The 26,131-nt window shown below is 71.9% G+C and carries 26 protein-coding genes; 14 read left to right on the top strand and 12 right to left on the bottom strand.

Annotated elements, in window-relative coordinates; translation table 11 throughout:
- Nucleotides 1-41: 41 nt before the first annotated feature.
- The gene (locus HWX31_RS13275) at nucleotides 42-761 is read right to left on the bottom strand and encodes a FadR/GntR family transcriptional regulator (RefSeq protein WP_174964616.1); all 720 of its coding nucleotides are present in this window, start codon (nucleotides 759-761) and stop codon (nucleotides 42-44) included.
- 123 nt (nucleotides 762-884) lie between these two features.
- On the opposite strand from HWX31_RS13275, the gene HWX31_RS13270 reads away from it, so the two are divergent.
- The 4 genes from HWX31_RS13270 to HWX31_RS13255 are packed head-to-tail and all read left to right on the top strand — an operon-like array spanning nucleotide 885 to nucleotide 5,608.
- Nucleotides 885-1,685, top strand: coding sequence for a (Fe-S)-binding protein (locus HWX31_RS13270; RefSeq protein ID WP_059612153.1), 801 nt, complete (start codon nucleotides 885-887; stop codon nucleotides 1,683-1,685).
- Nucleotides 1,682-2,413, top strand: a complete 732-nt coding sequence (locus tag HWX31_RS13265; protein WP_175933930.1) for a LutC/YkgG family protein — start codon at nucleotides 1,682-1,684, stop codon at nucleotides 2,411-2,413. Before HWX31_RS13270 ends, HWX31_RS13265 begins: the two co-directional genes overlap by 4 nt.
- On the top strand, nucleotides 2,410-3,855 hold the full coding sequence (locus HWX31_RS13260) for a LutB/LldF family L-lactate oxidation iron-sulfur protein (protein WP_174966070.1): 1,446 nt from the start codon (nucleotides 2,410-2,412) through the stop codon (nucleotides 3,853-3,855). Before HWX31_RS13265 ends, HWX31_RS13260 begins: the two co-directional genes overlap by 4 nt.
- 55 nt (nucleotides 3,856-3,910) lie before the next feature.
- Nucleotides 3,911-5,608 carry a lactate permease LctP family transporter gene (locus HWX31_RS13255; RefSeq protein WP_174966069.1) on the top strand — a complete coding sequence of 566 codons (1,698 nt, stop codon included), beginning with the start codon at nucleotides 3,911-3,913 and terminating at the stop codon, nucleotides 5,606-5,608.
- 80 nt (nucleotides 5,609-5,688) lie between these two features.
- Here the strand turns inward: HWX31_RS13255 and loiP are convergent, their stop codons facing one another.
- The 8 genes from loiP to HWX31_RS13215 all read right to left on the bottom strand — a co-directional run bounded on the left by loiP (nucleotide 5,689) and on the right by HWX31_RS13215 (nucleotide 12,625).
- On the bottom strand, nucleotides 5,689-6,450 hold the full coding sequence (loiP, locus tag HWX31_RS13250) for a metalloprotease LoiP (RefSeq protein ID WP_059612160.1): 762 nt from the start codon (nucleotides 6,448-6,450) through the stop codon (nucleotides 5,689-5,691).
- Nucleotides 6,451-6,625: 175 nt separating this feature from the next.
- On the bottom strand, nucleotides 6,626-7,750 hold the full coding sequence (locus tag HWX31_RS13245) for a dihydrolipoamide acetyltransferase family protein (RefSeq protein WP_174966068.1): 1,125 nt from the start codon (nucleotides 7,748-7,750) through the stop codon (nucleotides 6,626-6,628).
- A gap of 2 nt (nucleotides 7,751-7,752) precedes the next feature.
- A complete protein-coding gene (locus HWX31_RS13240) occupies nucleotides 7,753-8,733 on the bottom strand; it encodes an alpha-ketoacid dehydrogenase subunit beta (protein ID WP_059615387.1) in 981 nt (326 codons plus the stop codon).
- Nucleotides 8,726-9,814: a pyruvate dehydrogenase (acetyl-transferring) E1 component subunit alpha gene (gene pdhA, locus HWX31_RS13235; protein ID WP_174966067.1), complete on the bottom strand. Its 1,089-nt coding sequence runs from the start codon at nucleotides 9,812-9,814 to the stop codon at nucleotides 8,726-8,728. The genes HWX31_RS13240 and pdhA overlap by 8 nt, the downstream gene beginning before the upstream one ends.
- A 380-nt stretch (nucleotides 9,815-10,194) precedes the next feature.
- Nucleotides 10,195-10,485 (bottom strand): GYD domain-containing protein, encoded by a 291-nt coding sequence (locus HWX31_RS13230; protein WP_059636448.1) that lies wholly within the window; start codon nucleotides 10,483-10,485, stop codon nucleotides 10,195-10,197.
- Nucleotides 10,486-10,632: 147 nt separating this feature from the next.
- A complete protein-coding gene (locus HWX31_RS13225; RefSeq protein ID WP_059659076.1) occupies nucleotides 10,633-11,418 on the bottom strand; it encodes a glycosyltransferase family 2 protein in 786 nt (261 codons plus the stop codon).
- Between the two features lie 89 nt (nucleotides 11,419-11,507).
- Nucleotides 11,508-12,224: a 3-oxoacyl-ACP reductase FabG gene (fabG, locus tag HWX31_RS13220; protein ID WP_174966066.1), complete on the bottom strand. Its 717-nt coding sequence runs from the start codon at nucleotides 12,222-12,224 to the stop codon at nucleotides 11,508-11,510.
- 116 nt (nucleotides 12,225-12,340) lie between these two features.
- Nucleotides 12,341-12,625 (bottom strand): phosphopantetheine-binding protein, encoded by a 285-nt coding sequence (locus tag HWX31_RS13215; RefSeq protein ID WP_174966065.1) that lies wholly within the window; start codon nucleotides 12,623-12,625, stop codon nucleotides 12,341-12,343.
- Between the two features lie 569 nt (nucleotides 12,626-13,194).
- On the opposite strand from HWX31_RS13215, the gene HWX31_RS13210 reads away from it, so the two are divergent.
- From HWX31_RS13210 to HWX31_RS13165, 10 genes are all read left to right on the top strand, one after another.
- Nucleotides 13,195-13,851 carry a COG4648 family protein gene (locus tag HWX31_RS13210; RefSeq protein WP_175933929.1) on the top strand — a complete coding sequence of 219 codons (657 nt, stop codon included), beginning with the start codon at nucleotides 13,195-13,197 and terminating at the stop codon, nucleotides 13,849-13,851.
- Between the two features lie 49 nt (nucleotides 13,852-13,900).
- Nucleotides 13,901-15,649: an AMP-binding protein gene (locus HWX31_RS13205; protein ID WP_174966179.1), complete on the top strand. Its 1,749-nt coding sequence runs from the start codon at nucleotides 13,901-13,903 to the stop codon at nucleotides 15,647-15,649.
- Nucleotides 15,646-16,620: an LpxL/LpxP family acyltransferase gene (locus tag HWX31_RS13200; RefSeq protein ID WP_174966178.1), complete on the top strand. Its 975-nt coding sequence runs from the start codon at nucleotides 15,646-15,648 to the stop codon at nucleotides 16,618-16,620. The genes HWX31_RS13205 and HWX31_RS13200 overlap by 4 nt, the downstream gene beginning before the upstream one ends.
- A gap of 3 nt (nucleotides 16,621-16,623) precedes the next feature.
- Nucleotides 16,624-17,232 carry a LolA-related protein gene (locus tag HWX31_RS13195; protein WP_059612179.1) on the top strand — a complete coding sequence of 203 codons (609 nt, stop codon included), beginning with the start codon at nucleotides 16,624-16,626 and terminating at the stop codon, nucleotides 17,230-17,232.
- Entirely contained in the window at nucleotides 17,232-19,688 is a 2,457-nt protein-coding gene (locus HWX31_RS13190; protein ID WP_175933928.1) for an MMPL family transporter, read from the top strand. Before HWX31_RS13195 ends, HWX31_RS13190 begins: the two co-directional genes overlap by 1 nt.
- Nucleotides 19,685-20,551, top strand: coding sequence for a polysaccharide deacetylase family protein (locus HWX31_RS13185; RefSeq protein WP_175933927.1), 867 nt, complete (start codon nucleotides 19,685-19,687; stop codon nucleotides 20,549-20,551). The genes HWX31_RS13190 and HWX31_RS13185 overlap by 4 nt, the downstream gene beginning before the upstream one ends.
- A gap of 80 nt (nucleotides 20,552-20,631) precedes the next feature.
- On the top strand, nucleotides 20,632-21,843 hold the full coding sequence (locus HWX31_RS13180) for a beta-ketoacyl-[acyl-carrier-protein] synthase family protein (protein WP_175933926.1): 1,212 nt from the start codon (nucleotides 20,632-20,634) through the stop codon (nucleotides 21,841-21,843).
- A gap of 8 nt (nucleotides 21,844-21,851) precedes the next feature.
- The gene (locus tag HWX31_RS13175) at nucleotides 21,852-22,670 is read left to right on the top strand and encodes a beta-ketoacyl synthase chain length factor (protein ID WP_045567175.1); all 819 of its coding nucleotides are present in this window, start codon (nucleotides 21,852-21,854) and stop codon (nucleotides 22,668-22,670) included.
- Nucleotides 22,667-23,158, top strand: coding sequence for a hotdog family protein (locus HWX31_RS13170; protein ID WP_059615374.1), 492 nt, complete (start codon nucleotides 22,667-22,669; stop codon nucleotides 23,156-23,158). The genes HWX31_RS13175 and HWX31_RS13170 overlap by 4 nt, the downstream gene beginning before the upstream one ends.
- A gap of 22 nt (nucleotides 23,159-23,180) precedes the next feature.
- Nucleotides 23,181-23,483, top strand: coding sequence for a hypothetical protein (locus HWX31_RS13165; protein WP_059534324.1), 303 nt, complete (start codon nucleotides 23,181-23,183; stop codon nucleotides 23,481-23,483).
- A 48-nt stretch (nucleotides 23,484-23,531) separates the two neighbouring features.
- Here HWX31_RS13165 and HWX31_RS13160 read toward each other — a convergent pair whose 3' ends face one another.
- The 3 genes from HWX31_RS13160 to HWX31_RS13150 all read right to left on the bottom strand — a co-directional run bounded on the left by HWX31_RS13160 (nucleotide 23,532) and on the right by HWX31_RS13150 (nucleotide 26,051).
- Nucleotides 23,532-23,726, bottom strand: coding sequence for a hypothetical protein (locus HWX31_RS13160; protein ID WP_059636429.1), 195 nt, complete (start codon nucleotides 23,724-23,726; stop codon nucleotides 23,532-23,534).
- Nucleotides 23,727-23,900: 174 nt separating this feature from the next.
- Nucleotides 23,901-24,644: an acetoacetyl-CoA reductase gene (gene phbB, locus HWX31_RS13155; RefSeq protein WP_059612187.1), complete on the bottom strand. Its 744-nt coding sequence runs from the start codon at nucleotides 24,642-24,644 to the stop codon at nucleotides 23,901-23,903.
- Between the two features lie 225 nt (nucleotides 24,645-24,869).
- Nucleotides 24,870-26,051, bottom strand: a complete 1,182-nt coding sequence (locus HWX31_RS13150; protein ID WP_174964378.1) for an acetyl-CoA C-acetyltransferase — start codon at nucleotides 26,049-26,051, stop codon at nucleotides 24,870-24,872.
- Nucleotides 26,052-26,131 lie beyond the last annotated feature (80 nt).

Here is a 26,131-nt window from a genome sequence, read left to right as displayed (position 1 = left end):
TCGGCGCGTGTGCGCCACCGGGCGACGTGGTCCAACCAATCTCAGAGCGCGTCGCCGCGCCGCTCGAAGTGACTGCGCACGTAGTCGATGTGCGTCTGCATCGCGGTGCGCGCCTCCTCGGGCCGCTGCGCGCAGATCGCGTCGCAGACGACCCGGTGCTGTCGCAGCAGCTGCTCCGCCGCGCCCGCGTCCTGCTCGCTCATCCCGGTCGCGTTGACCGTGATGTGCTCGCGCAGCATGCCGATCACGCTCGTATGCAGGTGCAGGAACATCGTGTTGTGCGACGCGAGCGCGATCGCCTCGTGCAGCTTCGAGTCGGTCGCGGCCTCGACCGCGCGGTCGTCGTTCGCGTGCGCGGCTTCGAGCTCGCGCATCAGCGCGCGGATCCGGCGGCGGTCGCCCGCGTCGGCGCGCAGCGCGGCGAAATACGCGGTCGCGCCCTCGAGCACGCGGCGGAACTCGAGGATGTCGTCGCGCAGCGCCGGATGGTCGGCGACGAGCTGCCCCCACGGCGACGCGATGCCGGCGCGCAGCTGGTCCGTCACGTACACGCCCGCGCCGCGCCGGCTCTGCAGCAGACCGCGCGCGACGAGCCGCTGGATCGCCTCGCGGATCGTGTTGCGCGCGACGCCGTACTGCTCCGCGAGCACCCGCTCCGCCGGCAGCCGGGCGCCGGCCGGCCACGTGCCGTCGAGCAATGCCGTCTCGATCTTGCGCATCACCACTTCGGTCCGGCCACGGGCCGCCATGCCTGCTGCCATCGTCGGGTCTCCAGAATGCTGGGCGATGCGACTGGCCCAACCAATTTGAACCAACGCGCCGTCGCGGGAATTATGCAGCGAAAGCCGGCCCGCGTGCCGGGCCGCCGTCCCATGGAGCGAGACATGAACGAAAGGCACTACCCCCCGGCCGCGCCCGCGGACGTCTATCTGTTCGCGACCTGCCTGGTCGACCTGTTCGTCCCCGACGCGGGGCTCGACGCGGTGCGGCTGCTGGAGCGCGAAGGCCTGACCGTCCACTATCCGCGGGGCCAGAGCTGCTGCGGGCAGCCCGCGTACAGCAGCGGCAATCCCGACGACGCGCGCCGCGTCGCCGCCGCGCAGCTCGACCTGTTCGCCGAGCCGTGGCCCGTGATCGTCCCGTCCGGCTCGTGCGCGGGCATGATGCGGCACCATTGGCCGGCGCTGTTCGCCGACGACCCCGTGAACGGCGCGAAGGCCCGCGCGATCGCCGAACGCGTGTACGAACTCGCCGAATTCATCGTTCATGTGCTCGGCGTGCGGCTCGACGCGCTCGCCCCTGCCGCTGCGCCGGACGAGCGCGTGGTCCTGCATACGTCGTGCGCGGCGCGGCGCGAAATGGGCACGCGTGCGCATGGCGTCGCGCTCGTCGACGCGCTGCCCGGCGTGACCCGCATCGAACACGAACGCGAATCCGAATGCTGCGGCTTCGGCGGCACGTTCTCGCTGAAGCATCCCGACATCTCCGGCGCGATGGTGCGCGACAAGGTCGCGGCGGCGTGCGCAACCGGCTGCGACCGGCTCGTGTCCGCCGACTGCGGCTGCCTGCTGAACATCGGCCACGCGGCGGCGAAGGCCGGCGCGCCGCTGCCGGTCGAGCACCTCGCGAGCTTCCTGTGGCGCCGCACCGCCGGCGCGGCGTCGCTGCGCGGAGACGATCGGTGAGCGCGCGCGAAGCCATCCTCGCGCGGCTGCGCACGGCAGCGCCCGCCGCTACATCCGCCGCCGCTGACGCTACCCGCCTCGACGCCCGCATCGACCGCCACTACGCGGGCCGGCGCGCCGCCGCCCCGGCCGATCCGCACGCGCTCGCGCAAGCGCTGCAGGCCGCGCTCGCCGCGTCGCACGCCGACGTCTGGTGCGCGAACGCGGCCGCGTGGCCCGCGCAGCTCGCCGCGCGCCTCGCCGCGGCCGGCGTGCGCCGCCTGCTGCTCGACCCGGCCCGCGCCGAATCGGCGGCGCTGGCCCGCGCGCTGCCCGACACCGTCGCGGCCGTGCCGTTCGACCGGCCGATCGACGCATGGAAAGCCGAGCTGTTCGACACGATCGACGCGGGCTTCACGGTCGCGCGCTCGGGCATCGCGGCGACCGGCACGCTCGTGCTCGCGCCCGACGCCGGCACGCCGCGCACCGTGTCGCTGGTGCCGCCGCTGCACGTCGCGCTCGTCCATGCGCGCACGCTGCACGCGGACCTCCATGCGGCCGTGCATGCCGAACGCTGGCAGGCGGGCATGCCGACCAATCTCGTGCTGGTGTCGGGACCGTCGAAGACCTCCGACATCCAGCAGACGCTCGCGTACGGCGCGCACGGCCCACGCCGCCTGTGGGTCGTGATCGTCACCGAGCCGGCCGGCGCCGCGAACCCGCGTGAGCGCCAAGGAGCTGCGCGATGAGCGACCACCCGATGCAGTTCGTCGCCCCGGGCGACTTCAAGGCCCGCGCGCGCCAGGCGCTCGACGATCCGAAGCTGCGCCGCAGCTTTCGCGGCGCGATGGATTTCCTGCAGGGCAAACGTGCGACGCAATTCCCCGACGACGCCGAGCTGCAGCAGCTGCGCGATCTCGGCGAAGCGATCCGGCAGCATGCGCTCGCGCAGCTGCCGGCGCTGCTCGAACGGCTCGAGGCGAAGCTCACCGAGGCCGGCGTGCGCGTGCACTGGGCCGAGACGGCCGACGAAGCGAACGCGATCGTGCTCGGCATCGTGCAGGCGAAACAGGCGCGCCGCGTGATCAAGGGCAAGTCGATGGCGAGCGAGGAAATCGAGCTGAACCATTACCTCGCCGAGCGCGGCGTCGACTGCATCGAATCCGACATGGGCGAGTACATCGTCCAGCTCGCCGGCGAGAAGCCGTCGCACATCGTGATGCCCGCGATCCACAAGACGCGCGGCGACATCGCCGAACTGTTCGAGGCGCACATTCCGGACGCGCATTACACGGAAGACGTCGACGAGCTGATCCAGACCGGCCGCCGCGCGCTGCGCCAGGCGTTCGTCGATGCGGACGTCGGCCTGTCGGGCGTGAACTTCGCGGCGGCCGACACGGGCACGCTGTGGCTCGTCGAGAACGAGGGCAACGGCCGCCTGTCGACCACGGTGCCCGACACGCACATCGCGATCATGGGGATCGAGAAGGTCGTCGCGAAGCTCGAGCACATCGTGCCGCTGTCGAGCCTGCTCACGCGCTCGGCGACCGGCCAGGCGATCACGACCTACTTCAACCTGATCACCGGCGCGCGCCGCGACGGCGAACGCGACGGCCCGCGCGAGCTGCACCTCGTGCTGCTCGACAACGGCCGCACGCAGGCGTACGCGGACGAACAGCTGCGCGCGACGCTGCAATGCATCCGCTGCGGCGCGTGCATGAACCACTGCCCCGTCTATACGCGGATCGGCGGCCATGCGTACGGCACGACCTATCCGGGGCCGATCGGCAAGATCATCTCGCCGCACCTGCTCGGCCTCGACGCGACCGCCGACCTGCCGACCGCGTCGACGCTGTGCGGCGCGTGCGGCGAGGTGTGCCCGGTGCGGATTCCGATCCCGCAGCTGCTGGTGCGGCTGCGCACCGAGGCGAACCGCAAGCCCGACGAGCCGGTCGCGCATCCGCTGCGCGGCCAGGGCGCGAACTACAGCCGCGCGGAAGACCTCGTGTGGCGCTTCTGGTCCGGCGCGTTCGCGCATCCGCGCGCGTACCGCGCGTTCCGCTGGGCGGCGACGCGCCTGCGCACGCTCGCGCCCGCGCAGCAGATGGGCTGGACGCAGCACCGCACGCCGCTCGAACCGGCGCCGCGCAGCCTGTCCGACCTGCTGCGCGCGCGCGGCCAGCCCGAATAGCCCCGCTTTTTGAGCCGTACCGATAGACCTATAGAGACATATGGAGGAGACAACCATGCAGGCCTGGCAACAGATCTATACCCCGCTCGGCAGCCTCGGGCTGTCGGCGTTCGTCGCCGCGATCCCGATCATCTTCTTTTTCGTCGCGCTCGCCGGCTTGCGGCTGAAGGGGCACGTCGCGGCCGCGATCACGCTGCTGCTGTCGCTCGGCGTCGCGATCCTCGCGTACCGGATGCCGGCGCCGCAGGCGCTCGCGGCAGCCGGCTTCGGCTTCGCGTACGGCCTCTGGCCGATCGCGTGGATCATCGTCGCCGCGGTGTTCCTGTACAGGATCGTCGTCAAGACCGGCCAGTTCGACGTCATCCGCGCGTCGGTGCTGTCGATCACCGACGACCAGCGGCTGCAGATGCTGCTGATCGGCTTCTCGTTCGGCGCGTTCCTAGAAGGCGCGGCCGGCTTCGGCGCGCCGGTCGCGATCACCGCCGCGCTGCTCGTCGGCCTCGGCTTCCGCCCGCTGCACGCGGCCGGGCTGTGCCTGATCGCGAACACCGCGCCGGTCGCGTTCGGCGCGATGGGCATCCCGATCATCGTCGCGGGGCAGGTCACCGGCATCGACGCGTTCCACATCGGCGCGATGGCCGGCCGCCAGCTGCCGCTGCTGTCGCTCGCGGTGCCGTTCTGGCTCGTGTTCATGATGGACGGGCTGCGCGGCGTGCGCCAGACGTGGCCGGCCGCGCTCGTCGCCGGCGGCAGCTTCGCGATCACGCAGTACTTCACGTCGAATCACCTCGGGCCCGAGCTGCCGGACATCACGTCGTCGCTCGTCAGCCTCGTCGCGCTCGCCGCGTTCCTGAAGGTGTGGCAGCCGAGCAGCGCCCGTCAGACGGCCGGCGGCGTGGTCGCGTCGGGCGGCGGCGCAGCGGCGCTCGGCGGCTTCGGCGGCTTCGGTTCGTCGACGAGCCGCGAGCCGTCGCCGTACACGTTCGCGCAGACGCTGCGCGCATGGTCGCCGTTCCTGATCCTGACGGGCGTCGTCACCGTGTGGAGCCTCACGCCGTTCAAGGCGCTGTTCGCCCCGCACGGCGCGCTCGCCGCGACCGTGCTGAAGTTCAAGGTGCCGGCGCTCGACCAGCTCGTCGTCAAGACCGCGCCGATCGTCGCGACGCCGAAGGCGCTCGACGCGGTGCTGAAGATCGACCTCGTGTCGGCCGTCGGCAGCGCGATCCTCGTGACCGCGCTGATCTCGATCGTGCTGTTGCGGATGAAGCCGCGCGACGCGCTCGTCACGTTCGGCGAGACGCTGAAGGAGCTCGCGCGCCCGATGCTGTCGATCGGCTTCGTGCTCGCGTTCGCATTCGTCGCGAACTATTCGGGGATGTCGTCGACGCTCGCGCTGCTGCTCGCCGGCACCGGCGCCGCGTTCCCGTTCTTTTCGCCGTTCCTCGGCTGGCTCGGCGTGTTCCTGACCGGCTCGGACACGTCGTCGAATGCCCTCTTCTGCTCGCTGCAGCAGGCAACCGCGCACCAGCTCGGCCTGCCGGACACGCTCGCCGTCGCCGCGAACACGACGGGCGGCGTGACCGCGAAGATGATCTCGCCGCAGTCGATCGCGGTCGCGTGCGCGGCGACGGGCCTCGTCGGCAAGGAAGCGGAGCTGTTCCGCTTCACGGTCCGGCACAGCCTGCTGTTCGCGGTGATCGTCGGGCTGATCACGCTCGTGCAGGCGTACGTGCTGCCGGGCATGGTGCCGTAACCTGAAAAAACAAAACCCCGCGCTCCGGAGAACGCGGGGTTCGTCTGCAGACTGAAGCGCCGGCCTTGCCGGCGCTTCGATCAGCTGCCCTTCGTGATGCGATCCTGGATGTGCTGCGCGCGGCTCGCCGACGACGGGTGCGAATCCATCATCGAGCTCTTGCCGCCGTCCAGCTTCGCGAGCTTCTGGAACGACGTGACCAGACCCTTCTGGTTCATGCCCTTCTGCTTGAGCAGGTCGAACGAGTAGTCGTCGGCCGCGCTTTCCTGCGATTGCGAGAACTGCGCGTTGATGAACTTCTCGGTGATGTCGCCGAGCTGCGAGTTGGTCAGCGCCGCCACGCCCGGCGACGCCGCGCCGGCCGCGCTGCGCGCCGCGCTCACCGCGTAGGCGGTCTGCATCGCCTTCTTCGAGTGGCCGAGCGCGACGTGGCCCATTTCGTGGCCGATCACGCCGCGCAGCTCGTCGTCGTTCATCATGTCCATCAGGCCGCTATACACGCGCACGCAGCCGTTGCCCATCGCCCACGCGTTGACGTCCTTGGTCATGTAGACCTTGTAGTTGATCTTCTGGCCGTTCAGCGTCATGTCGCCGAAGCCCGCCATCACCTTCGTCAGGCGCTTCGCGTACGCGCTGCCCGGCGCGGCGATCTTCGACTGGGCGTCGCTCGACTTGCACGAGTCGTTCGACAGCGCGGCGATGTCGGCGTCCGACAGCGTCGCCGCCTTGAGCATGTTCGAGCCGGCCGACGCGAGGCCGTTCGCGTCGAGACCCTGCATGCCGCCGCACGCGCTCAGCAGGAACGCCACGCCACAAGCTGCAACCGCTTTCTTCAACTGCATGTGTACCCCCGGTGGTTGTATTTCGAAGCGGCGATTTTGCATAAAACGGCAGAAAATTACCAGTTGTTTACATCACGTGACAGGTCGATTACTCGTACGAAACGAAGCAATCGGCGCGTAGCGGCCGCTATTGCGCTGCAAAAATGTTGAAAAAGGTTGCGCCGCGCGCGCGGATCTAATCCGCCGCCTGCAGGTCGGCGATCGCCGCCGCGAGAAAGCGCGCCGCCTCGCCGCCCGTGACGACCCGATGGTCGAACGTCAGGCTGAGCGGCAGGAGCCGGTGCACGGCGGCCGCGCCGCCGATCGCCACCACGGCGTCGTGGATGCGGCCCGCGCCGAGGATCGCGACCGTCGGCGGCACCACGACGGGCGCCGCGTACTTGCCGGCGATCATCCCGAAGTTCGACAGCGTGATCGTATTGCCGCGCAGCTCCTCCGGCGGAATCCTGCGCGCGCGGATGTCGTCGCGCATCCGGTCGAGGCCGGCCCGCAGGTCGGCCGCGTCGCGCTGCGCGACGTCGCGCAGCACCGGCACGAACAGGCCGTCGGGCAGGTCGACCGCGATGCCGACGTCGATCTTCGCGAGCACGTGCCGCCGCCCGGTATGCCCCTCGTACCACGCGTTGAGCCCCGGCTCGGCGCGGCAGCCCGCGACCAGCGCGCGGATCAGCCGGATCGTCACGTCGGTGCGCGGCGCCCATGCGTGGATGTCGGCGTCGTCGATCACCGTCGCCGCGGCCACCTCGCTCTGTGCGCGCGCCATGTTCTGCGCCATCGCGCGCCGCACGCCGCGCAGCACTTCCGCCGGCCCGACCTCGGCGAGCACCTTCGCGACCCGCTGCACGTCCGCCGCGGTGATCACGCCGTCCGCGCCCGACGGCGTGACCATCGCGAGATCGACGTCGAGCTTGCGCGCGAGCGCGCGCACCGCGGGCATCGCCTTGAGCGCGCCCGCGCCGCCGATCGCACCACCGATCCCGCCGCCGAGCGCCGCCGGCGCGTCGTGCACGACCTGCGCGCCCACCTCGACCTTGCCGACCACGGTGCCGGCATCCGCGTCGTCGCCCGCGCCTTCGAACGCGACGAGCGGCGCGCCGAGATGCACGAGGTCGCCCGCCCGCCCGAACAGCTTCGCGATGCGGCCCGCCTGCGGGGACGGGATGTCGACGATCGCCTTCGCGGTCTCGACCGACAGCAGCGGCTGGTCGGTCGCGACCGTGTCGCCCGCCTTCACGCGCCATTCGACGATTTCCGCTTCCTGCAGCCCTTCGCCGAGGTCCGGCAGCTTGAAGATCTTCATGATCAGGACGCCTCCAGCGTCTTGCGCGCGGCGTCGACGATCCGCTCGACGCTCGGCAGATATTGGCCTTCGAGCCGGAACAGCGGCACGACGACGTCGTAGCCCGTCACGCGCTGCACCGGCGCGAGCAGCGAATACAGCCCGCGCTCGGCGATGACCGCGGCGATCTCCGCGCCGAGCCCCGCGGTGCGCGGCGCCTCGTGGACGATCACGCAGCGGCCCGTCTTCGCGACCGACGCGAGGATCGTGTCGACGTCGAGCGGCTTGAGCGTCGCGACGTCGATCACCTCGGCCATCACGCCGTCCTGCGCGAGCCGGTCGGCGGCCGCCTGCACTTCCTGCAGTGCCGCGCCCCAGCTCACCAGCGTGACGTCGGCGCCGTCGCGCAGCGTGAAGCAGGTGTCGAGCGGCAGCGCCTCGCCGTCGTCCTCGACCGGCTGCCGGAACAGCCGGTACAGGCGCGTCGGCTCGAGGAAGATCACCGGGTCCGGATCGCGGATCGCGGCGAGCAGCAGCCCGTATGCGCGTGCCGGTGACGACGGCATCACGACGCGCAGCCCGGGGATATGCGCGAACAGCGCCTCGGGGCTTTCGGAGTGATGCTCGGGCGCGTGGATGCCGCCGCCGCACGGCGAGCGGAGCACGAGCGGGCACGACAGCCGGCCGCGCGTGCGATGCCGCAGCCGCGCCGCGTGATTGAGGATGTGATCGATGGCCGGGTAGATGAACCCGGTGAACTGGATCTCGGCGACGGGCCGCAGCCCCATCGCCGCCATGCCGATCGCAGCGCCCGCGATTCCCGATTCCGCGAGCGGCGTGTCGATCACGCGCTCGGCGCCGAAGCGCGACTGCAGGTCGGCGGTCGCACGGAACACGCCGCCGTTCACGCCGATGTCCTCGCCGAGCAGCACCACCGCCGGATCGTTCGCGAGTTCGTACGCAAGCGCGCGATTGACCGCTTCCACCAGGTTCAGGTCAGCCATGATGGTTCCCCGCGGCCGGCGCGAACGCGAGCGCCGTGTCGAGCTGTTCGCGCAGCGCGCGCGGCAGCGTCGCGTACAGATGGTCGAACATCGCGGACGTGTCGGGCGGCGCGACCGCCAGGTATTCCTGCACGGCCGCGTCGACCTGCGCGTAGCAGGCCTTGCCGAGCTCGGTGTCCCGCGCCTTGTCCCATGCGTTCATCCGCGTCAGGTACGTGCGCAGCCGGATCAGCGGCTCGTGCTCCCATTGCTTCGCGACGGTGTCGGCGTCGCGGTAGCGCGTCGCGTCGTCGGCGGTCGTGTGATCGCCGAGCCGGTAGCTGAGCGCCTCGACGAGCGTCGGGCCGCCGCCGCGGCGCGCCTTGTCGAGCGCCTCCGACACGACCTGCCGCACCGCGATCACGTCGTTGCCGTCGACCTGCCGGCCCTCGATGCCGGCCGCGATCGCCTTCTGCGCGAGCGTCTGCGCGGCGGTCTGGCGGGTGCGCGGCACCGAGATCGCCCACTGGTTGTCGTTGATGACGAGCACGAGCGGCGCCTGCCATGCGCCGGCCATGTTCATCGCTTCGTAGAAGTCGCCCTTCGACGTGCCGCCGTCGCCGAAGATCGTCACCGCGACGCGCGGCTCGCGGCGCAGCATGAACGCATAGGCCGCGCCCGCCGCATGGCACACCTGGGTGCCGATCGGCACGCAGTTCGGGAAATCGTGGCGCGCCGCGCCGAAATCGCTGCCGCGCTCGTCGCCGCCCCAGTACAGCAGGCTTTCCGCCATCGTGACGCCGCGCAGCAATTGCGCCGCATGGTCGCGATACGACGGGAACAGCACGTCGTCGGTCTGCATCGCGCTCGCGACGCCGACGCCGATCGCCTCCTGCCCGACCGACGACGCGAACGTGCCGAGCTTGCCGGTGCGCTGCAGCGCGACGGCCTTCGCATCGAACGCGCGCGTCAGCACCATCGCGCGATAGAGCGGCAGCAGCGCCGCGGGGTCCTGCGCGAACTCGGGCAACGGCTGCACCGGCTCGCCGTCGGGCCCCAGATACTGCGTGTAGTCGACATGAAAGCGCGCGACCGTGCTCATGACTCGCCTCCGTGCGGGTGCGAAGCCAGGCGTGCGTCGATGCGGCGCGGCTCGGTGAAGTGATGCCGCCGAGGCGCGCGCGTCCGGCTCGGCGACGGATCGCGTCGCCGGCGGAAAACGCGCCGCCGTTGCGGGGATACGCACATCGCACGCATGCGGGCTGCGCCCCCTTCCGGCCCTTTGACCGTCCTTCAACCTTAGTCAGTTATCGGGTGAAAGCAAGTCGGAACTGTACGCACGCAACGCGTGACGCGGTGCGGCATCGCAGGCGTCACATTGCGTGACGGAGGAGGCAAAAAGAAAGCGCGCACGACGTGAAGCCGACTGCCGCGTGCCCCGATCGGCTCGACCGGCATGCGCGCACGATGGCCGCGTCGGCACTACATCTTCGCGATGATTTCACCGACCTCGGTGCTCGTGAACGCGCGCAGCGTCTGCGTGCGGACGTTGCCCGCCGAGCCGAGCGCGAAGCCGAATGCGGTGAGGCTCTGCTCGTCCGGCGCGTCGACGATCGTGACGATGTCGAATGCGCCGAGCGTCCAGTACACCTCCTTCATGTTGCAGCCGAACGTCCGGGCCATTTCCGCGACCTGCCCCGCACGCTGCCGCGTGCTCTTGATCGTGCGGATGCCCTGATCGGTGAAGTTTGCGAGAACCACGTAAGTCGCCATGACGATTCCCCTTACGATTGGACCGTGTCGGGATTGCCTGCGCGCGAGCGGTTCCGCCCACGATGTTGCGACTGCGCCGGCGGGCGGCGCCGCGTCGCGCGTAACTGGATTCTAGGCAGCGGGATCGGGGACGAAGGACGATCTGGATCAACCGCGGTGCGGTTGCAGACGCCGCACGAGCCGGCGCGCGACCAGCAGCGGCAGCCGCAGCACGAAGCCCGCGATCAGCCGCAGGTGCATCCACGTGAGCAGCACGTTGTCGCGCCCGTAATGGAAGTGCGACACGCCGCCCTCGTTCTCGCGGAAATAGCGCACGGGCGCGTCGATGCGGATCGGGCGCACGCCGGCCCAGCACAGCCGCACCGCGGCTTCGGGATCGAAATCGAAGCCGCGCATCCACATCTGCCGGTGCATGATCGCCGCGAGCGGCGCGACCGGATACACGCGAAAGCCGTACAGCGAATCGCCGATGCCGGCCCACAGCGTCTCGACGTCGGCCCACACGTTCGACAGCCGCCGCCCCTGCACGCGCAATGGCGGCGCGTCGGCGTCGAACTTCGGCATCCCGAGCACCATCGCGTCGGGCGCGGCCTGCGACGCGGCCATGAACGCGGGAATCAGGTGGGCCGGATGCTGGCCGTCGGAGTCCATCGTCAGCACGTGCGTGAAGCCGCGCGCGGCGGCCGCGTCGAGCCCGGCGAGCACCGCCGCGCCCTTGCCGCGGTTCTCCGGCAGCACGATCACGTGCAGCCCCGGGTCGCGCTCGGCCAGCGCCTGCAGGCGCTCGGCGCTGCCGTCGGTGCTGCCGTCCACGACGACCCACACCGGATTCCACAGCGCGCGGGCGCTGCGCACGGTCGCATCGACCCGGATGCCCGGGTTGTAGCTCGGAATCAGCACGAGATGGGTGGACGAAGCGCGCGGCGAGGACATGGGCACGGCCAAGGTCGAAGACGGGGATCCTGACGGAATTTTATGACCTGCCGACGACCCGCGGCATCGGGTTTCCACGTCGGGCATCGTCATGCGAGACCACCGTTGACCGACAGCACCTGCCCCGTCACGTAGGCGGCCGCATCGGACACGAGATACGCAACCATGCCCGCGACTTCGTCGGGCCGGCCCGCGCGCTGCGCGGGCACGAGCTGCCTGATGCGCTCGGCGGGAAACGCTTGGTCGGCCATCGGCGACGCGATGATGCCGGGCGCGACCGCGTTCACGGTGATGCCGCGCGACGCGAGCTCGAGCGACAGCGATCGGGTCGCGCCGATCAGCCCGGCCTTCGCGGCCGCGTAGTTGACCTGCCCGCGATTGCCGGTCACGCCCGCGACCGACGCGATGTTGACGATCCGCCCCCAGCGCGTGCGGATCATCGGCAGCAGCAGCGGCTGCGTGACGTTGAAGAAGCCGTTGAGCGTCACGTCGATCACGCTGCGCCATTGCTGCCGCGACATGCCGGCCATCGGCGCGTCGGCGTGGATGCCCGCGTTGTTGACGAGGATCTGCACCGGCGCGTCGTCGGCGAGCCGCGCGAGCGCGGCGTCGACCGCATCGGCGTCGGTCACGTCGAACGCGATCGGATGCGCGGCGCCGCCGGCCGCGACGATCCGCTGCGCGACCGCTTCCGCCTGCGCGAGATGGCGGTTCGCGTGCACCCAGACTTCGTGGCCGGCCAGCGCCAGCGCTTCGCAGATCGCCTGCCCGAGCGCGCCGCTGCCGCCCGTCACGAGCGCGCGCATCGACCGTCTCCTTCCATGTGCGTTCCACTCCGATCGACGCGGCGGCCGCGAAGCGCATGCTCCGCACCGGGCCGCGTGCCGTTGTCACCGATTTCGCGCCGAGGCGGCGCGCGCCGTCATTTCGCGCGATGCGCGGCGACGTAGGCGGCGAGTGCGCCAAGCGTCGCGAAGATCCTTTCGTTATCCGGATTGTCCGAGCGCAGCTCGAAGCCGTACTTCTTCGAGATCAGCAGCGCGATTTCCAGGATGTCGATGGAGTCGAGCCCGAATCCTTCCCCATACAGCGGCGTGTCGGCGGTCACTGCGTCGAGCGACACGTCTTCGAGATTCAGTTCGCCGATGATCAGCGCGGCGAGCTCTTGTTCCAGTGCGTTCATCATGCTTGCAAACGGGCAGCGCACGGCAGCGGGAGCGCACCGAATCGGCCGTCTCGCGCACGCGTCGCCGCGTGCGTCCGTCCATACCTCCGGCGTCCGCCGTCCACCCCGCCCGTGTTTTTGGGGATCGTTTGGTAAAAGTTACGCGGATTCTAGTCGACGGGTATCGGGGCGTATACGGTGAAAGGGTTACAGACGTGCGGACGCGCGCCGCCCGCATTTCGGGACGCGAACCCACGGGATGCTTGAGCCGCTTTGGATGGAAATGGATCGGCCGCGCGGCGGGCTGCGCGCGGCGCCATACATTCGGTTACAAAAGCCCCACGCGCATGCCCGAAAGATGCGCGGCAGGCACCCTAAAATGTGCATGCCACGAGAGGTGGCCGGGCTTCGGCTCCGGCCGCCATTCATATGATGATTAATGGCCCGACGACCGCGTCGCGCCCCCGACGTCCACCGATGCATCCAGCCATGCCGCGCCCGCCCGTTCGCCGCGCTTTCGCGCCTCCCGCCATCCGCTACCGCACTGCCGCCGCTCGTGCCGCTCGCGTCACACAGGCCGGCGGCGCGCGCCATGCGCCCGGAGCCGCGCAATGAGCACGCCGGAGCGCATCGCGCGCGGCGCGCTCGCCGTCGGCGCGGTGGTCGCCTACCAGGCCGGCGCGCATTACGCGGCCGCGACGCCGGGCGCGCACGGCTTCGGACTCACGATGGCGCTCGTGCCGCCGCTGCTGCTCGCGCTCGGCGCGGCGCTGCGCTCGCCGCGGCGCGCGTGGCTCGTGCCGGCATGGGCGCTCGCCGCCGCGGCGCTGTGGGCCGCGCGCGAACCGCTCGCGCGGCATTTCGGCTGGGGCCTGTATCTGGAGCACGCGAGCTTCAACCTCGCGATGGCGCTGCTGTTCGGCCGCACCCTGGCGGCCGGGCAGACGCCGCTCTGCACGCGCTTCGCGGCGATGGTCCACGGCGCGCTCACGCCGGCCGTCGCGCGCTACACGCGGCAGATCACGATCGCGTGGACGCTGTTCTTCGTCGCGATCGCCGCCGTGTCGACGCTGCTGTTCGCGACCGCGCCGATCGTCGCGTGGTCGACGTTCGCGAACTACCTGTCGCTACCGCTCGTCGCCGTGATGTTCGCCGCCGAGCATGCGTGCCGGCGCTTCGCGCTGCCGCACGAGCCGCGCTCGCGCATGCTCGACGCGGTGCGCGCGTACCGGCAGGCAACCGGGGCCCGCGCAAGCCATGCACGCTGAATTCACGGCCGGCGCCGCGTGGCGGCCGCGCTTTCTTTTCCGCTGATTTATGCCGACTTATCCGCTGGTTTTTCATTCGTCCCCGGAGCAGACGGTCGCTTGGCGCGACGATACGCGCGTGACCGTGCGCACGTTCCTGGCCGACGTCGCGCGCGTGGCCGCCGCGTTGCCCGCGGGCGGTCACGTGTTCAACGTGTGCCGCGATCGCTACCGCTTCGCCGTCGGCCTGTGCGCGGCGCTCGTCGCCGGCAAGGTCAGCCTGCTGCCGTCCACGCAGACGCCGGAAACGGTCCGCCAACTCGCGTCGTTCGCGCCCGATGCGTTCTGCCTGCACGATGCGCCCGGCTGCGCGATCGACCTGCCGCGCTTCGCGTATCCCGACGCCGCGCCGGCGGACGGTGTGGCCGACTCGGGCGATGCGCCGTTCGTCGTCCCGCAGATCGACGCGTCGCGGCTCATGGCCTATGTGTTCACGTCCGGCTCGACCGGCGCGCCGGTGCCGCACCGCAAGACCTGGGGCAGCCTGGTCGGCTGCCTGCGCGCATCGGCCGAGCGCCTCGGGCTGCTCGACGGCCGCCCGTACACGCTGGTCGGCACCGTGCCCGCGCAGCACATGTACGGCTTCGAAGCGACGGTGCTGCTCGCGCTGGTCGGCGGACTCGCGTTCAGCAACCGCGTGCCGTTCTACCCGCTCGACATCCGCGCGGCGCTCGACGCGGTGCCGCAGCCGCGCGTGCTCGTCGCGTCGCCGATCCACCTGCGCGCGCTGCTGGCGTCCGCGCACGCGCTGCCGCGCGCCGCGCTCGTGCTGTCGGCGACCGCGCCGCTCGCGGCATCGCTCGCGCGCGAAGCCGAGGCCGCGCTCGACGCGCCGCTCGTCGAGATCTACGGCAGCACCGAGACCGGCCAGATCGCGACGCGCCGCACCGCGCGGGATGCGGCCTGGCAACTGTTTCCGGGCATCCGCGTCGATGCGCGCGACAGCGCGGACGACGACGGCGAGCCGACCATGTGGGTTTCCGGCGCGCACGTCGACGCGCCCGTGCCGATGGGCGACGCGATCGAACTGCTCGGCGAAGGCCGCTTCCTGCTGCACGGCCGCAAGGCCGACCTCGTCAACATCGCCGGCAAGCGCACGTCGCTCGCATACCTGAATCATCAGCTCAACGCGATCCCCGGCGTCGTCGACGGCGTGTTCGTCATGCCCGACGATGCGACGCGCGCCGGCCGCGCCGCAGGCGTCGAACCCGTCACGCGCCTCGTCGCGCTCGTCGTCGCGCCGACGCTGGCGGCCGCCGACCTGCAACGCGCGCTGCGCGAGCGGATCGATCCCGCGTTCATGCCGCGCCCGCTCGTGTTCGTCGATGCGCTGCCGCGCAACGACACCGGCAAGCTGCCGCGCGACGTGCTCGCGGCGCTGGTCGCCCGGCATACGCGCGCCGCCGTGCCGTCCACGCCCGGCCGCGACGCCGACGCGGCGAACGCGCTCGCCTTCACGATCCCCGCCGACCATCCGGCGCTGCCCGGCCACTTCCCCGGTCACCCGATCGTGCCGGGCGTCGTGCTGCTCGATCACGCGATCACCGCGATCGGCGCGGCGCTGAACCGCCCGCTGCACACGTGGCGGCTCGGCTCCGCGAAATTCCTGAGCCCGGCCGCGCCCGGCGAGCCGCTCGACCTCGCGTTCGACGCGACGGCGAGCGGCGCGATCCGCTTCACCGTGCGCGCCGGACGCCGCGACGTCGCGACCGGCGTGCTGTCCGCGCCGCCGGCCGCGCGGGAGGCGACGCCAGCATGAAGCGCACCGCATGGGCCCGGCGCCGGGAGCGCAGCAATACGCCGCTGCTGCGCGCGATGACGTGGATCTCGCTGCGCTTCGGGCGGCGCGCCGCGCGCGTCGTGCTGCATCTGGTCGCGGCCTGGTTCGTGCTGTTCTCGCCGAGCGCGTGCGCGGCGTCGCGCGGCTACCTGCGCCGCGCGCTCGGCCGACCGGTGCGCTGGCGCGACGTGTACCGGCACGTGTTCACGTTCGCGTCGACGATCCACGACCGCGTGTACCTGATGAACGAGCGCTTCGACCTGTTCGACGTGCGCCTGCACGGCGAGGCGCACGTGCGCGCCGTGCTCGCGGGCGGACGCGGCGCGTTCCTGATCGGCGCGCACCTCGGCAGCTTCGAGGTCGTGCGCGCGCTCGGCCGCACCCAGCCGGGCCTGCGCGTCGCCGTCACGATGTACGAAGAAAACGCGCGCAAGATCAACGCGACGCTCGCCGCCGTGAACCCCGCCGCGAAGCCGGACGTGATTCCCCTCGGGCAGGTCGATTCGATGCTGAAGGTGCGCGAGCGCCTCGACGCGAACTGCATGGTCGGCATGCTCGCCGACCGCACGCTGCGCGACGACGCCGCCGCGTCGACCCGGCGGCTCGACCTGCTCGGCGCGCCGGCCGCGTTCCCGCTCGGGCCGCTGTACATGGCCGCGATGCTCGGGCGTCCGGTGATCTTCATGACCGGCCTCTATCGCGACGGCAACCGCTACGACGTCCACTTCGAGCCGCTCGCCGATTTCTCCGGCGTGCGCCGCGACGCGCGCGCGGCCGCCGTCGACGCGGCGCTCGCGCGCTACGTCGCACTGCTCGACAAATACTGCCGCGCCGCGCCGTACAACTGGTTCAACTTCTTCGACTTCTGGCAGGACGGCAACGCCCCCGCCGCGCGTCGCGACGACGCGCCGGTGCGCGCCGCCGGCCTGCCCGCCACCAGGGATTCCTGACGCATGGCCGCCTTCCGCCGTTTTCCGTTCACCGTCGCCGCAGCCGCGCTCGCTGCCGCCGTCGCGCTGGCCGCGCCCGCGCGCGCGGCGGACGCCGGCGCGCCGTGGAGCCTCGACCGGCTGATGTCGACGCTCGCGCAGCACAAGTCCGGCCGCGCGACGTTCACCGAGACGAAAAACCTGTCGATCGCCGCGCAGCCGGTCGAGTCGTCAGGCGAACTCGTGTTCGTCGCGCCCGATCATCTCGAGAAGCACACGCTGAGCCCGAAGCCCGAACACCTCGTCGTCGACGGCGGCATGCTGACCGTCGAGCGCAACAACCGCAAATACACGCTCGCGCTCGACCGCTATCCGGAGCTCGGCGCGTTCATCGACAGCATTCGCGCGACGCTCTCCGGCAACCGCTTCGCGCTCGAGCGGGTGTACAAGGTCGCGCTGTCCGGGCGCGGCGACGACTGGACGCTGACGCTCACGCCGCTCGACGCGCGGATGCTGAAGGTCGTCAGCACGATCACGCTCGACGGCACGCGCGACGTATTGCGCAGCGTCGCGATCCGGCAGGCCGACGGCGACCATTCGCTGATGCTGCTGCAACCCGTTCCGGCGAACTGATGGACGACCGCACCCGGCCTTCGCCCGTCGCCCGCGGCCTGCGCGTGCTGCGGCAGCGCGCGGTGCTCGCGTGGCTGCTGGGCCTGCTCGCCTGCGGGTTCGCGATCAGCCGCGCGAGCTTCACGGCGGACCTGTCAGCGTTCCTGCCGCGCTCGCCGAGCGCCGGGCAGCGCGTGCTCGTCGACCAGCTGCGCGACGGACTCGTGTCGCGACTGATCCTCGTCGCGATCGACGGCGACACCGCCGCCGCGCGCGCGGTGCTGTCGCGGCGCATGGCCGCGGCGCTGCGCGACGATCCGCAGTTCGCGGCGGTCAACAACGGCGAGCCGGTCAACGACGCGCGCGACCAGCAGTTCATCGTCGAGCATCGCTACCTGCTGAGCCCGGCCGTGACGCCGCAGCGCTTCACCGCCGAGGGCCTGCACCAGGCGCTCGGCGACAGCCTCGACCTGCTGGGCTCGTCGGCCGGCCTCTTCGCGAAGGCGCTGCTGCCGCGCGACCCGACCGGCGAAGTCGCCGCGCTCGTCGGCCAGCTCGACAGCGGCGCGCTGCCGGCGTCGCGCAACGGCGTGTGGGCGTCGCGCGACGGCACGCGCGCGGTGCTCGTCGTGCAGACGGCCGCCGCCGGCTCCGACACCGATGCGCAGGCGCGCGCGATCGATGCCGTGCGCCGCGCGTTCGACGCGGCGCGGCAGGCGACGCCGGGCGCGGCGTCCTGCACGCTCGCGATGACCGGGCCCGGCGTGTTCTCGGTCGACACGCGCGACACGATCCGGCGCGACGTCGAGCGCCTGTCGACGCTGAGCCTGCTGCTGATCGTCGCGCTGCTGCTGACGCTGTACCGCTCGCCGCGCACGCTCGCGCTCGGGCTGCTGCCGGTGCTGTCGGGCATCGCGGCCGGGCTCGCGGCGGTCAGCGTCGCGTTCGGCACGGTCCACGGGCTGACGCTCGGCTTCGGCACCACGCTGATCGGCGAGGCGGTCGACTACTCGATCTACCTGTTCGTGCAGTCGGCGCAGGCCGGCCCGCGCGACGCAACCCGCCCGGCCGACGCGACGCGCGCGTGGCTCGCCGCGTACTGGCCGACGATCCGGCTCGGCGTGCTGACGTCCGTCTGCGGCTTCGCGTCGATGCTGTTCTCCGGCTTCCCGGGCCTCGTGCAGCTCGGGCTGTATTCGATCGCGGGCCTGACGGCCGCCGCGCTCGTCACGCGCTTCGTGCTGCCGCCGCTGCGCGGCGACCATGTCGCGATCCGCGACGTGTCGCGCGTCGGCGCGGCGCTCGCACGCGCGGCCGCCGCCGCGCCGCGCCTGCGCTGGCCGCTGGCCGCGCTGGTGCTCGCCGCGTGCGCGGCGCTCGCGCTGCATCGCGACGGCCTGTGGAGCCGCGAGCTCGCCGCGCTGAGCCCGGTGCCCGCGCGCGCGCAGGCGCTCGACGCGCGCCTGCGCGCCGACGTCGGCGCGCCCGACGTCCGCTATCTGGTGGTGATTCCGGCGGCCAATGCTCAGGCCGCGCTCGAAGGCGCGGAGCGCGTCGCCGCGCAACTGCAGCCGCTCGTCGACCGCGGCGTGCTCGCCGGCTTCGAGAACCCCGCCCGCTACCTGCCGAGCGACGCCGCGCAACGCGCGCGGCAGGCGAGCCTGCCGGACGCCGGCACGCTCGCCGCGCGGCTGCGCGCTGCCGTCGCGCACCAGCCGATCACGGTCAGGCCGGACCTGTTCGCGCCGTTCGTCGCCGACGTCGACGCCGCGCGCCACGCGCCGCGCCTGACGCGCGCGGACTTGCGCGGCACGTCGATGGCGCTCGCGGTCGATGCGCTGCTGACCGAGCGCGCGGGCCGCTGGAGCGCGATGCTGCCGCTGCGCGCGCCGGACGCCGCACGCGCGACGCAAGCCGAGCCAAGCCTCGACGCGGCGCCGATCCGCGCGGCCGTCTCGCGCGCCGGCGTGCCCGGCGCGCTGTTCGTCGACATGAAGGCCGAGGCCGACCGCCTGTACGTGAACTACGTGCGCGAGGACATCCGCCTGTCGCTCGCGGGCTTCGCGGCGATCGCGGTGCTGCTGCTGATCGCCCTGCGCTCGCCGCGGCGCGTCGTGCGCGCGCTCGCGCCGCTCGTCGCGGCGGTGCTGGTCGTGGCCGCGGGCTTCGCGGCCGCCGGCGTGCCGCTGACGATCCTGCACCTGATCGGAATGCTGCTGATCGTCGCGGTCGGCTCGAACTACGCGCTGTTCTTCTGCAAGCGCGGCGACGCGCAACCCGTCACGCCCCACACGCTCGTGTCGCTGCTGGTCGCCAATCTCGCGACGGTCGCCGGCTTCGGGCTGCTCGCGCTGTCACACGTGCCGCTGCTCGAAACCTTCGGCCTGACCGTCGGCCCCGGCGCGATGCTCGCGCTCGCGTTCGCCGCGATCCTGGCGCCGCAGGCCGCCGCACCGCTGCAGGGAGAACGCACATGAACGCACCGTCATCCGCACCGCGTCCCGGCGACGCGCGCCGCTGGTCGCCGACGCCGCTCGTCGCGGGCGCGGCCGCGCTGCATGCGGGCGCGGCGATGGCCGTCGTCGCGCAGCCGGCGAGCTGGCCATGGGCGGCCGGCGGCGTGATCGCGTCGCACCTCGCGCTGACGGCGGCGGGCCTGTGGCCGAAAAGCGCGCTGCTCGGCCCGAACTGGACGCGCCTGCCGGACAGCGCCGGCCGCCGGATCGCGCTGACGATCGACGACGGCCCCGACCCGGACGTCACGCCGCGCGTGCTCGACCTGCTCGACCGCTACGACGCGCAGGCGACGTTCTTCTGCATCGGCGACCTCGCGCGCCGCCATCCGCGCTGGATCGAGGCGATCGTCGCGCGCGGCCATGCGGTCGAGAATCACAGCCAGCGGCACCGGCACACGTTCTCGCTGTCGGGCCCGCGCGCGCTGCGGCGCGAGATCGAGGCCGCGCAGCGCACGCTGACCGAGCTCACCGGCACATGCCCGCTGTTCTTCCGCGCGCCCGCGGGCCTGCGCAACCCGTTCCTCGAACCGGTGCTGTGCGAACTCGGCCTGCAGCTCGCGAGCTGGACGCGGCGCGGCTTCGACACGCGCGAGCGGGATGCCGGCGTGGTCGCGCGCCGCCTGCTGCACGGGCTCGCGCCGCGCGACATCCTGCTCGTCCACGACGGCCATGCGGCGCGCGACGCGCGCGGCGAGCCGGTCGTGCTCGACGTGCTGCCGGCCGTGCTGCGCGCGGCCGCCGACGCGCAATTGCGCTGGACGACGCTGCGCGCCGCGCTCGCGCCGGAACTGCCGGCGGCGGCCGGCCCGACGGCGCCCGTTTGATAAAATTGAATGGCTACCGGCGCGCCGCGCGGCGTCAACGCGCACCGCGGCGCCCGAACCGGCAACCGGATTCGACCCTCGTGAACCCTCTCCTGCTTTCGCATTTCACGGCCACCAGCTGCATCGGGCGCGGGCTCGACGCGACCGTCGCCGCGCTGCGCGGCGCGCGCGGCGGACTCACGCGATGCGACTTCGAGCGCGCGGACCTCGACACCTGGATCGGCGCGGTGGACGGCGTCGACGCGCAGCCGCTGCGCGCCGACCTGAGCGACTTCGAGTGCCGCAACAACCGCCTCGCGCAGCTCGGCCTGACGCAGGACGGTTTCGCCGAACGCGTCGCGGCCGCCGTGTCGCGCTACGGCGCCGAACGTGTCGGCGTATTCGTCGGCACCAGCACGGCCGGCATCCTCGAGACCGAGCACGCTTACCGGCGCCGCGACCCGCAAAGCGGCGCGCTGCCGGCCGGCTTCCACTACGCGCAGACCCACAACCCGTATTCGCCCGCCGCGTTCGTGCGCGCGTACTTCGCGCTGCGCGGCCCGGCGCTGGCGGTGTCGTCCGCGTGCTCGTCCGGCGCGAAGGTGTTCGGCTCCGCGCGCCGCATGCTCGCCGCGGGCCTGATCGATGCGGCGGTCGTCGGCGGCGTCGATTCGCTGTGCCTCACGACGCTGTACGGCTTCAATTCGCTCGAACTGCTGTCGCGCCGGCCGTGCCGGCCGTTCGACGTCGCACGCGACGGGATCTCGATCGGCGAGGCCGCGGCGTTCGCGCTCGTCGAGCGCGTGCCCGCGTCGCCCGACGCGCTCGACGATGGCGCGGTGCTGCTGCTCGGCGTCGGCGAGTCGAGCGACGCGCATCACATGTCGTCGCCGCATCCGGACGGGCTCGGCGCGCGCGCCGCGATCGAGCAGGCGCTGGCGTCGGCCGGCCTCGGCGCGGCCGACATCGACTACATCAACCTGCACGGCACCGCGACGCCGAGCAACGACGCCGCCGAAGGCCGCGCGATCGGCGCGCTGTTCGCGCAGACGCCGTGCAGCTCGACCAAGGGCGCGACCGGCCACACGCTCGGCGCGGCCGGCGCGCTCGAGGCGATCGTCGCCGCCGTCGCGCTGCGCGGCCAGTTCGTGCCGGCCGGCGTCAACACGACGCAACCCGACCCGGCGCTCGCCGCCGACTACGTGCTCGCGAGCCGCGACGCGCGCGTGCGCGCCGTGCTCAGCAATGCGTTCGGCTTCGGCGGCACGAACTGCAGCCTGATCCTCGGCCGCGCCGACTACGCGCGCCGCTGACCACCGACATGACACTCAGCGCCTACATCGAGAGCATCGGCCTCATCGGGCCGGGATTGAACGACTGGCCGCACGCGGCCGACGTGCTCGCCGGCCGCGCGGCCTATGCGGGCGCGCGCACCGTGCTGCCGCCGCCGGCCGGCCTGCCGAGCGCCGAGCGGCGGCGCACCGGCCCCGTCGTGCGGGCCGCGCTCGCGGTCGGCCGCGAAGCGGTCGCCGCCAGCGGACGCGACGCCGCGACGCTCGCGACCGTGTTCAGCGCGTCCGGCGGCGACAGCCAGAACTGCCACGCGATCTGCGAGACGCTCGCGGGCGACGACCGGCTGCTGTCGCCGACGCGCTTCCACAACTCCGTGCACAACGCGCCGGCCGGCTACTGGAGCATCGCGACGGGCGCGACGGCCGCGTCGAACGTGCTGTGCGCGCATGACGGCAGCTTCGCCGCCGGGCTGCTCGAAAGCGTCTGCCAGGTCGCGGTCGATCGCGTGCCGTGCCTGCTGATCGCATACGACACCGACTATCCGGAGCCGCTGCGCGCGGTGCGGCCGATCGTCGATGCGTTCGGCGTCGCGCTCGTGCTCGCGCCCGAGGCCGGCGCGGCCACGCTCGCGCGCATCGACGTGCAGCTCACCGACGCGAGCGCGACGACGCTCGCGTCGCCCGCGCTCGAAGCGTTGCGCGTCGGCAATCCCGCCGCGCGCGCGTTGCCGCTGCTCGACGCGCTCGCCGCGCCGCGCGCCGCGCGCGTCGTGCTCGACTATCTGGCGGATCGGCGCGTGCAGGTCGACGTCGCGCTGCCGGACGCATTCGCGGAGCCTGCGCGATGACGACCGCCGGCACGATGCGCGACCGCGCGTGGATCGCCGCGCACATTCCGCACGACGGCGCGATGTGCCTGCTCGATTCGGTGGACTTCTGGGACGATGCACGAATCCGCTGCACGGCGACGAGCCACCGCGATCCGCGCAACCCGCTGCGCGCGCACGGCCGGCTCGCGTCGGTCTGCGGGATCGAATACGCGGCGCAGGCGATGGCCGTGCACGGCGCGCTCGTCGGCGCGCCGCGCGAGCGGCCGCGCGCCGGCTTTCTGGCGAGCGTGCGCGGCGTCGACGCGTTCGTCGAGCGCCTCGACACGTGCGACGCGCCGCTGACCGTCGAGGCCGAACGTGTCGGCGGCGACGACGTCACGGTGCTGTACGGCTTCACGCTTCGCTGCGGCGAGCGCGTGCTGCTGAGCGGCCGCGCCGCGGTGATGCTCGATGCGTCCGCGGCCGGCGCGCTTCGCCCGCCTGGCGGCGGCGCGGAGATTCGATGACAACGTTGGGAGGAATCTGGTGGTGAAAGGTCGTCAGTTCATTTTTGCCGCACTCGTGTTCGCGACGGTTTGCCCGGCCGCGCACGCTGACCTGTCCGAAGTGAAGCAGGACATCAAGCGCGACTCGAAGGAAGCCGCGCACAAGACCGGCGAGGCCGCGCGCAGCTTCGGCCATGCGACCGCGAGCGCCGCGAAGGCGGTCGGCCACGGCGTCGCGCATGCGTCGCGCGAGGGTTGGGACGCGACCAAGCACGCATCGCGCGAAGGCTGGGACGCGACCAAGCGCACGACGAAGCGGGTGTTCCACAAGGACGGCAGCGACTGAACGCAGTCCGCGGCGGCGCAGCGCACGGCTGCGCCGCCACGGGTCCGCTCAACCCGCCCGGCGCTTCGCCCTGATGCCGCGCAAGGCCGCCTCGCCGTATGCCGCACGCCAGCAGTCGCGATGATCGAAATCGCGCAGCAAGCGCGCGCGGCGCCGCTCGAGCCAGTAGTGAACGATCGCCGCCGTCAGCGCGACGGCGAGTGCTGCCCCGCCGATCGCGAGCCCCATCGAGGTGTCACCCATGCCTGCTCCGGAATGTGAAGCCGCGGCGGCGCGGCGGGCGATGGCGAGCGGGGCGGGCAGAACGAGCAGAGGCCCGCGTCCGTCGTCGTCATCGCGCACGCGCGCTGCCCCGGCGCTGGATAGCGCTGGAGCACGTCCCGGGCGCGCGAGGCGCGCAGCCCGGGCCGCCGCGCGTCAATGCATGTGCTGCCCGCCGTTGATCGCGATGTTGGAGCCGGTCACGAAGCCCGCCTCGTCGGAGCACAGGTACGCGACGAGCGCCGCGACCTCCTCCGGCTTGCCGAGCCGGCCGGCCGGAATCTGCGGCAGGATCTTGCTGTCGAGGACGTCCTGCGGAATCGCCGTCACCATCTTCGTCGCCAGATAGCCGGGCGACACGGTGTTCACCGTCACGCCCTTGCGCGCGACTTCCAGCGCGAGCGATTTCGTGAAGCCGTGCATGCCGGCCTTCGCGGCCGCGTAGTTGGTCTGGCCGACCGAACCCTTCGAGCCGTTGACCGACGAGATGTTGACGATCCGCCCCCAGCCGCGCTCGACCATCCCTTCGCACACCGGCTTGGTCATGTTGAACACGGAATCGAGGTTGGTGCGGATCACCGCGTCCCAGTTGACCTTGTCGAGCTTGCGGAACGTCATGTCGCGCGTGATGCCCGCGTTGTTCACCAGCACGTCGATCGGCCCGACGTCCTGCACGATCTTCGCCACACATTGCTGGCACGAGTCGTGATCGGCCACGTCCACCGGATACGCGTGGAATTCGCGGCCCGCGGCGTGCATCTCGGTCAACCAGCGGTCGACGCCATTGTTGTTCGGCGAATACGTGACGACGACCCGGTAGCCCGCGTCGTGCAACCGGATGCTGATTGCTTCGCCGAGACCACCCATTCCACCTGTCACAACTGCAATTCGCTTAGTCATCCTATAGAGTACCGACAAAAAGAGTAATCGATGATGTGGCGGCCCATTGGCGCCGCCTGGGCACCGCTTGCCGCCCACACCGCTTCGATGCGCCGCGCGCATCGTCGAATCGCGCGTTTTTGTTCTGTACTGCTTGTCCGGCGCGCAAGCCGTCACGGGCCGCCGTCGTGGCGCAGGCCTGCACCGCGACGGCGCCCAATCTCACAAACCGCTGTCAGAAACCGCTCAGCCGCGCTCGAGCGCGAGCGCAACCCCCATCCCGCCGCCGATGCACAGCGACGCCAGCCCGCGCTTCGCGTCGCGCTTGACCATCTCGTGCAGCAGCGTCACCAGGATCCGGCAGCCCGATGCCCCGATCGGATGACCGATCGCGATCGCCCCGCCGTTCACGTTCACCTTCGACGTGTCCCAGCCCATCTGCTTGTGCACCGCCAGCGCCTGCGCCGCGAACGCCTCGTTGATCTCCATCAGGTCCAGGTCGCCCGGCGTCCAGCCCGCCCGCTCCAGGCACCGCCGCGACGCCGGCACCGGACCCATCCCCATCACGCTCGGGTCCACCCCCGCGTTCGCGTACGCCTTGATCCGCGCCAGCGGCGTCAGACCCAGCGCCGCCGCCTTCTGCGCCGACATCACCAGCACCGCCGCCGCGCCGTCGTTGATCCCCGACGCGTTCGCCGCCGTCACCGTGCCGTCCTTCGCGAACGCCGGCTTCAGCCCCGCCAGCGCGTCCGCCGTCACGCCGTGACGCACGAACTCGTCCGTCGTGAACTGCAGCGGCTCGCCCTTCCTCTGCGGGATCGCCACCGGCACGATCTCGTCGTCGAAGCGCCCCGCCTTCTGCGCCGCTTCCGCCTTGTTCTGCGACAGCGCCGCGAAGGCGTCCTGCTCCTCGCGCGTGATCCCGTACTCCTTCGCGACGTTCTCCGCCGTGATCCCCATGTGGTACTGGTTGTACACGTCCCACAGCCCGTCGACGATCATCGTGTCGACCAGCTTCGCGTCGCCCATCCGGAACCCGTCGCGCGAGCCCGGCAGCACGTGCGGCGCCGCGCTCATGTTCTCCTGCCCGCCCGCGACCACGATCTCCGCGTCGCCCGCCGCGATCGCGTTCGCCGCCAGCATCACCGCCTTCAGGCCCGAGCCGCATACCTTGTTGATCGTCATCCCCGGCACCGCGCTCGGCAGCCCGGCCTTGATCAGCGACTGCCGCGCCGGGTTCTGGCCCGAGCCGGCCGCCAGCACCTGGCCCATGATCACTTCGCTCACCTGCTCCGGCTTCACGCCGGCGCGCTCCAGCACCGCGCGGATCACCGTCGCGCCCAGCTCCGGCGCCGCGATCTTCGCGAGCGTGCCGCCGAATTTGCCGACCGCGGTCCGCGCGGCCGATACGATCACTACGTCCGTCATGTTCGATTCCTGCATCAGAGTCACATTGCTGTTGTGCCGCCGGCCGGCGCCGGTCCGGCATCGGTTGCCGCACGACCGCT

Origin of the sequence: Burkholderia ubonensis, from assembly GCF_902833085.1 — a bacterium.
GTDB lineage: Bacteria > Pseudomonadota > Gammaproteobacteria > Burkholderiales > Burkholderiaceae > Burkholderia > Burkholderia ubonensis.
This window is presented reverse-complemented; position numbering and strand designations above follow the sequence as displayed.

Coding starts and splice junctions, on each gene's coding strand:
- HWX31_RS13175 (WP_045567175.1), top strand. CDS start 21,852: ATGACACTCAGCGCCTACATCGAGAGCATCGGCCTCATCGGGCCGGGA.
- HWX31_RS13185 (WP_175933927.1), top strand. CDS start 19,685: ATGAACGCACCGTCATCCGCACCGCGTCCCGGCGACGCGCGCCGCTGG.
- HWX31_RS13160 (WP_059636429.1), bottom strand. CDS start 23,726: ATGGGTGACACCTCGATGGGGCTCGCGATCGGCGGGGCAGCACTCGCC.
- HWX31_RS13150 (WP_174964378.1), bottom strand. CDS start 26,051: ATGACGGACGTAGTGATCGTATCGGCCGCGCGGACCGCGGTCGGCAAA.
- HWX31_RS13240 (WP_059615387.1), bottom strand. CDS start 8,733: ATGGCTGACCTGAACCTGGTGGAAGCGGTCAATCGCGCGCTTGCGTAC.
- HWX31_RS13255 (WP_174966069.1), top strand. CDS start 3,911: ATGCAGGCCTGGCAACAGATCTATACCCCGCTCGGCAGCCTCGGGCTG.
- HWX31_RS13195 (WP_059612179.1), top strand. CDS start 16,624: ATGGCCGCCTTCCGCCGTTTTCCGTTCACCGTCGCCGCAGCCGCGCTC.
- HWX31_RS13190 (WP_175933928.1), top strand. CDS start 17,232: ATGGACGACCGCACCCGGCCTTCGCCCGTCGCCCGCGGCCTGCGCGTG.
- HWX31_RS13275 (WP_174964616.1), bottom strand. CDS start 761: ATGGCAGCAGGCATGGCGGCCCGTGGCCGGACCGAAGTGGTGATGCGC.
- HWX31_RS13245 (WP_174966068.1), bottom strand. CDS start 7,750: ATGAAGATCTTCAAGCTGCCGGACCTCGGCGAAGGGCTGCAGGAAGCG.
- HWX31_RS13205 (WP_174966179.1), top strand. CDS start 13,901: ATGCCGACTTATCCGCTGGTTTTTCATTCGTCCCCGGAGCAGACGGTC.
- phbB (WP_059612187.1), bottom strand. CDS start 24,644: ATGACTAAGCGAATTGCAGTTGTGACAGGTGGAATGGGTGGTCTCGGC.
- HWX31_RS13260 (WP_174966070.1), top strand. CDS start 2,410: ATGAGCGACCACCCGATGCAGTTCGTCGCCCCGGGCGACTTCAAGGCC.
- HWX31_RS13210 (WP_175933929.1), top strand. CDS start 13,195: ATGAGCACGCCGGAGCGCATCGCGCGCGGCGCGCTCGCCGTCGGCGCG.
- HWX31_RS13270 (WP_059612153.1), top strand. CDS start 885: ATGAACGAAAGGCACTACCCCCCGGCCGCGCCCGCGGACGTCTATCTG.
- loiP (WP_059612160.1), bottom strand. CDS start 6,450: ATGCAGTTGAAGAAAGCGGTTGCAGCTTGTGGCGTGGCGTTCCTGCTG.
- HWX31_RS13230 (WP_059636448.1), bottom strand. CDS start 10,485: ATGGCGACTTACGTGGTTCTCGCAAACTTCACCGATCAGGGCATCCGC.
- pdhA (WP_174966067.1), bottom strand. CDS start 9,814: ATGAGCACGGTCGCGCGCTTTCATGTCGACTACACGCAGTATCTGGGG.
- HWX31_RS13200 (WP_174966178.1), top strand. CDS start 15,646: ATGAAGCGCACCGCATGGGCCCGGCGCCGGGAGCGCAGCAATACGCCG.
- HWX31_RS13225 (WP_059659076.1), bottom strand. CDS start 11,418: ATGTCCTCGCCGCGCGCTTCGTCCACCCATCTCGTGCTGATTCCGAGC.
- HWX31_RS13170 (WP_059615374.1), top strand. CDS start 22,667: ATGACGACCGCCGGCACGATGCGCGACCGCGCGTGGATCGCCGCGCAC.
- fabG (WP_174966066.1), bottom strand. CDS start 12,224: ATGCGCGCGCTCGTGACGGGCGGCAGCGGCGCGCTCGGGCAGGCGATC.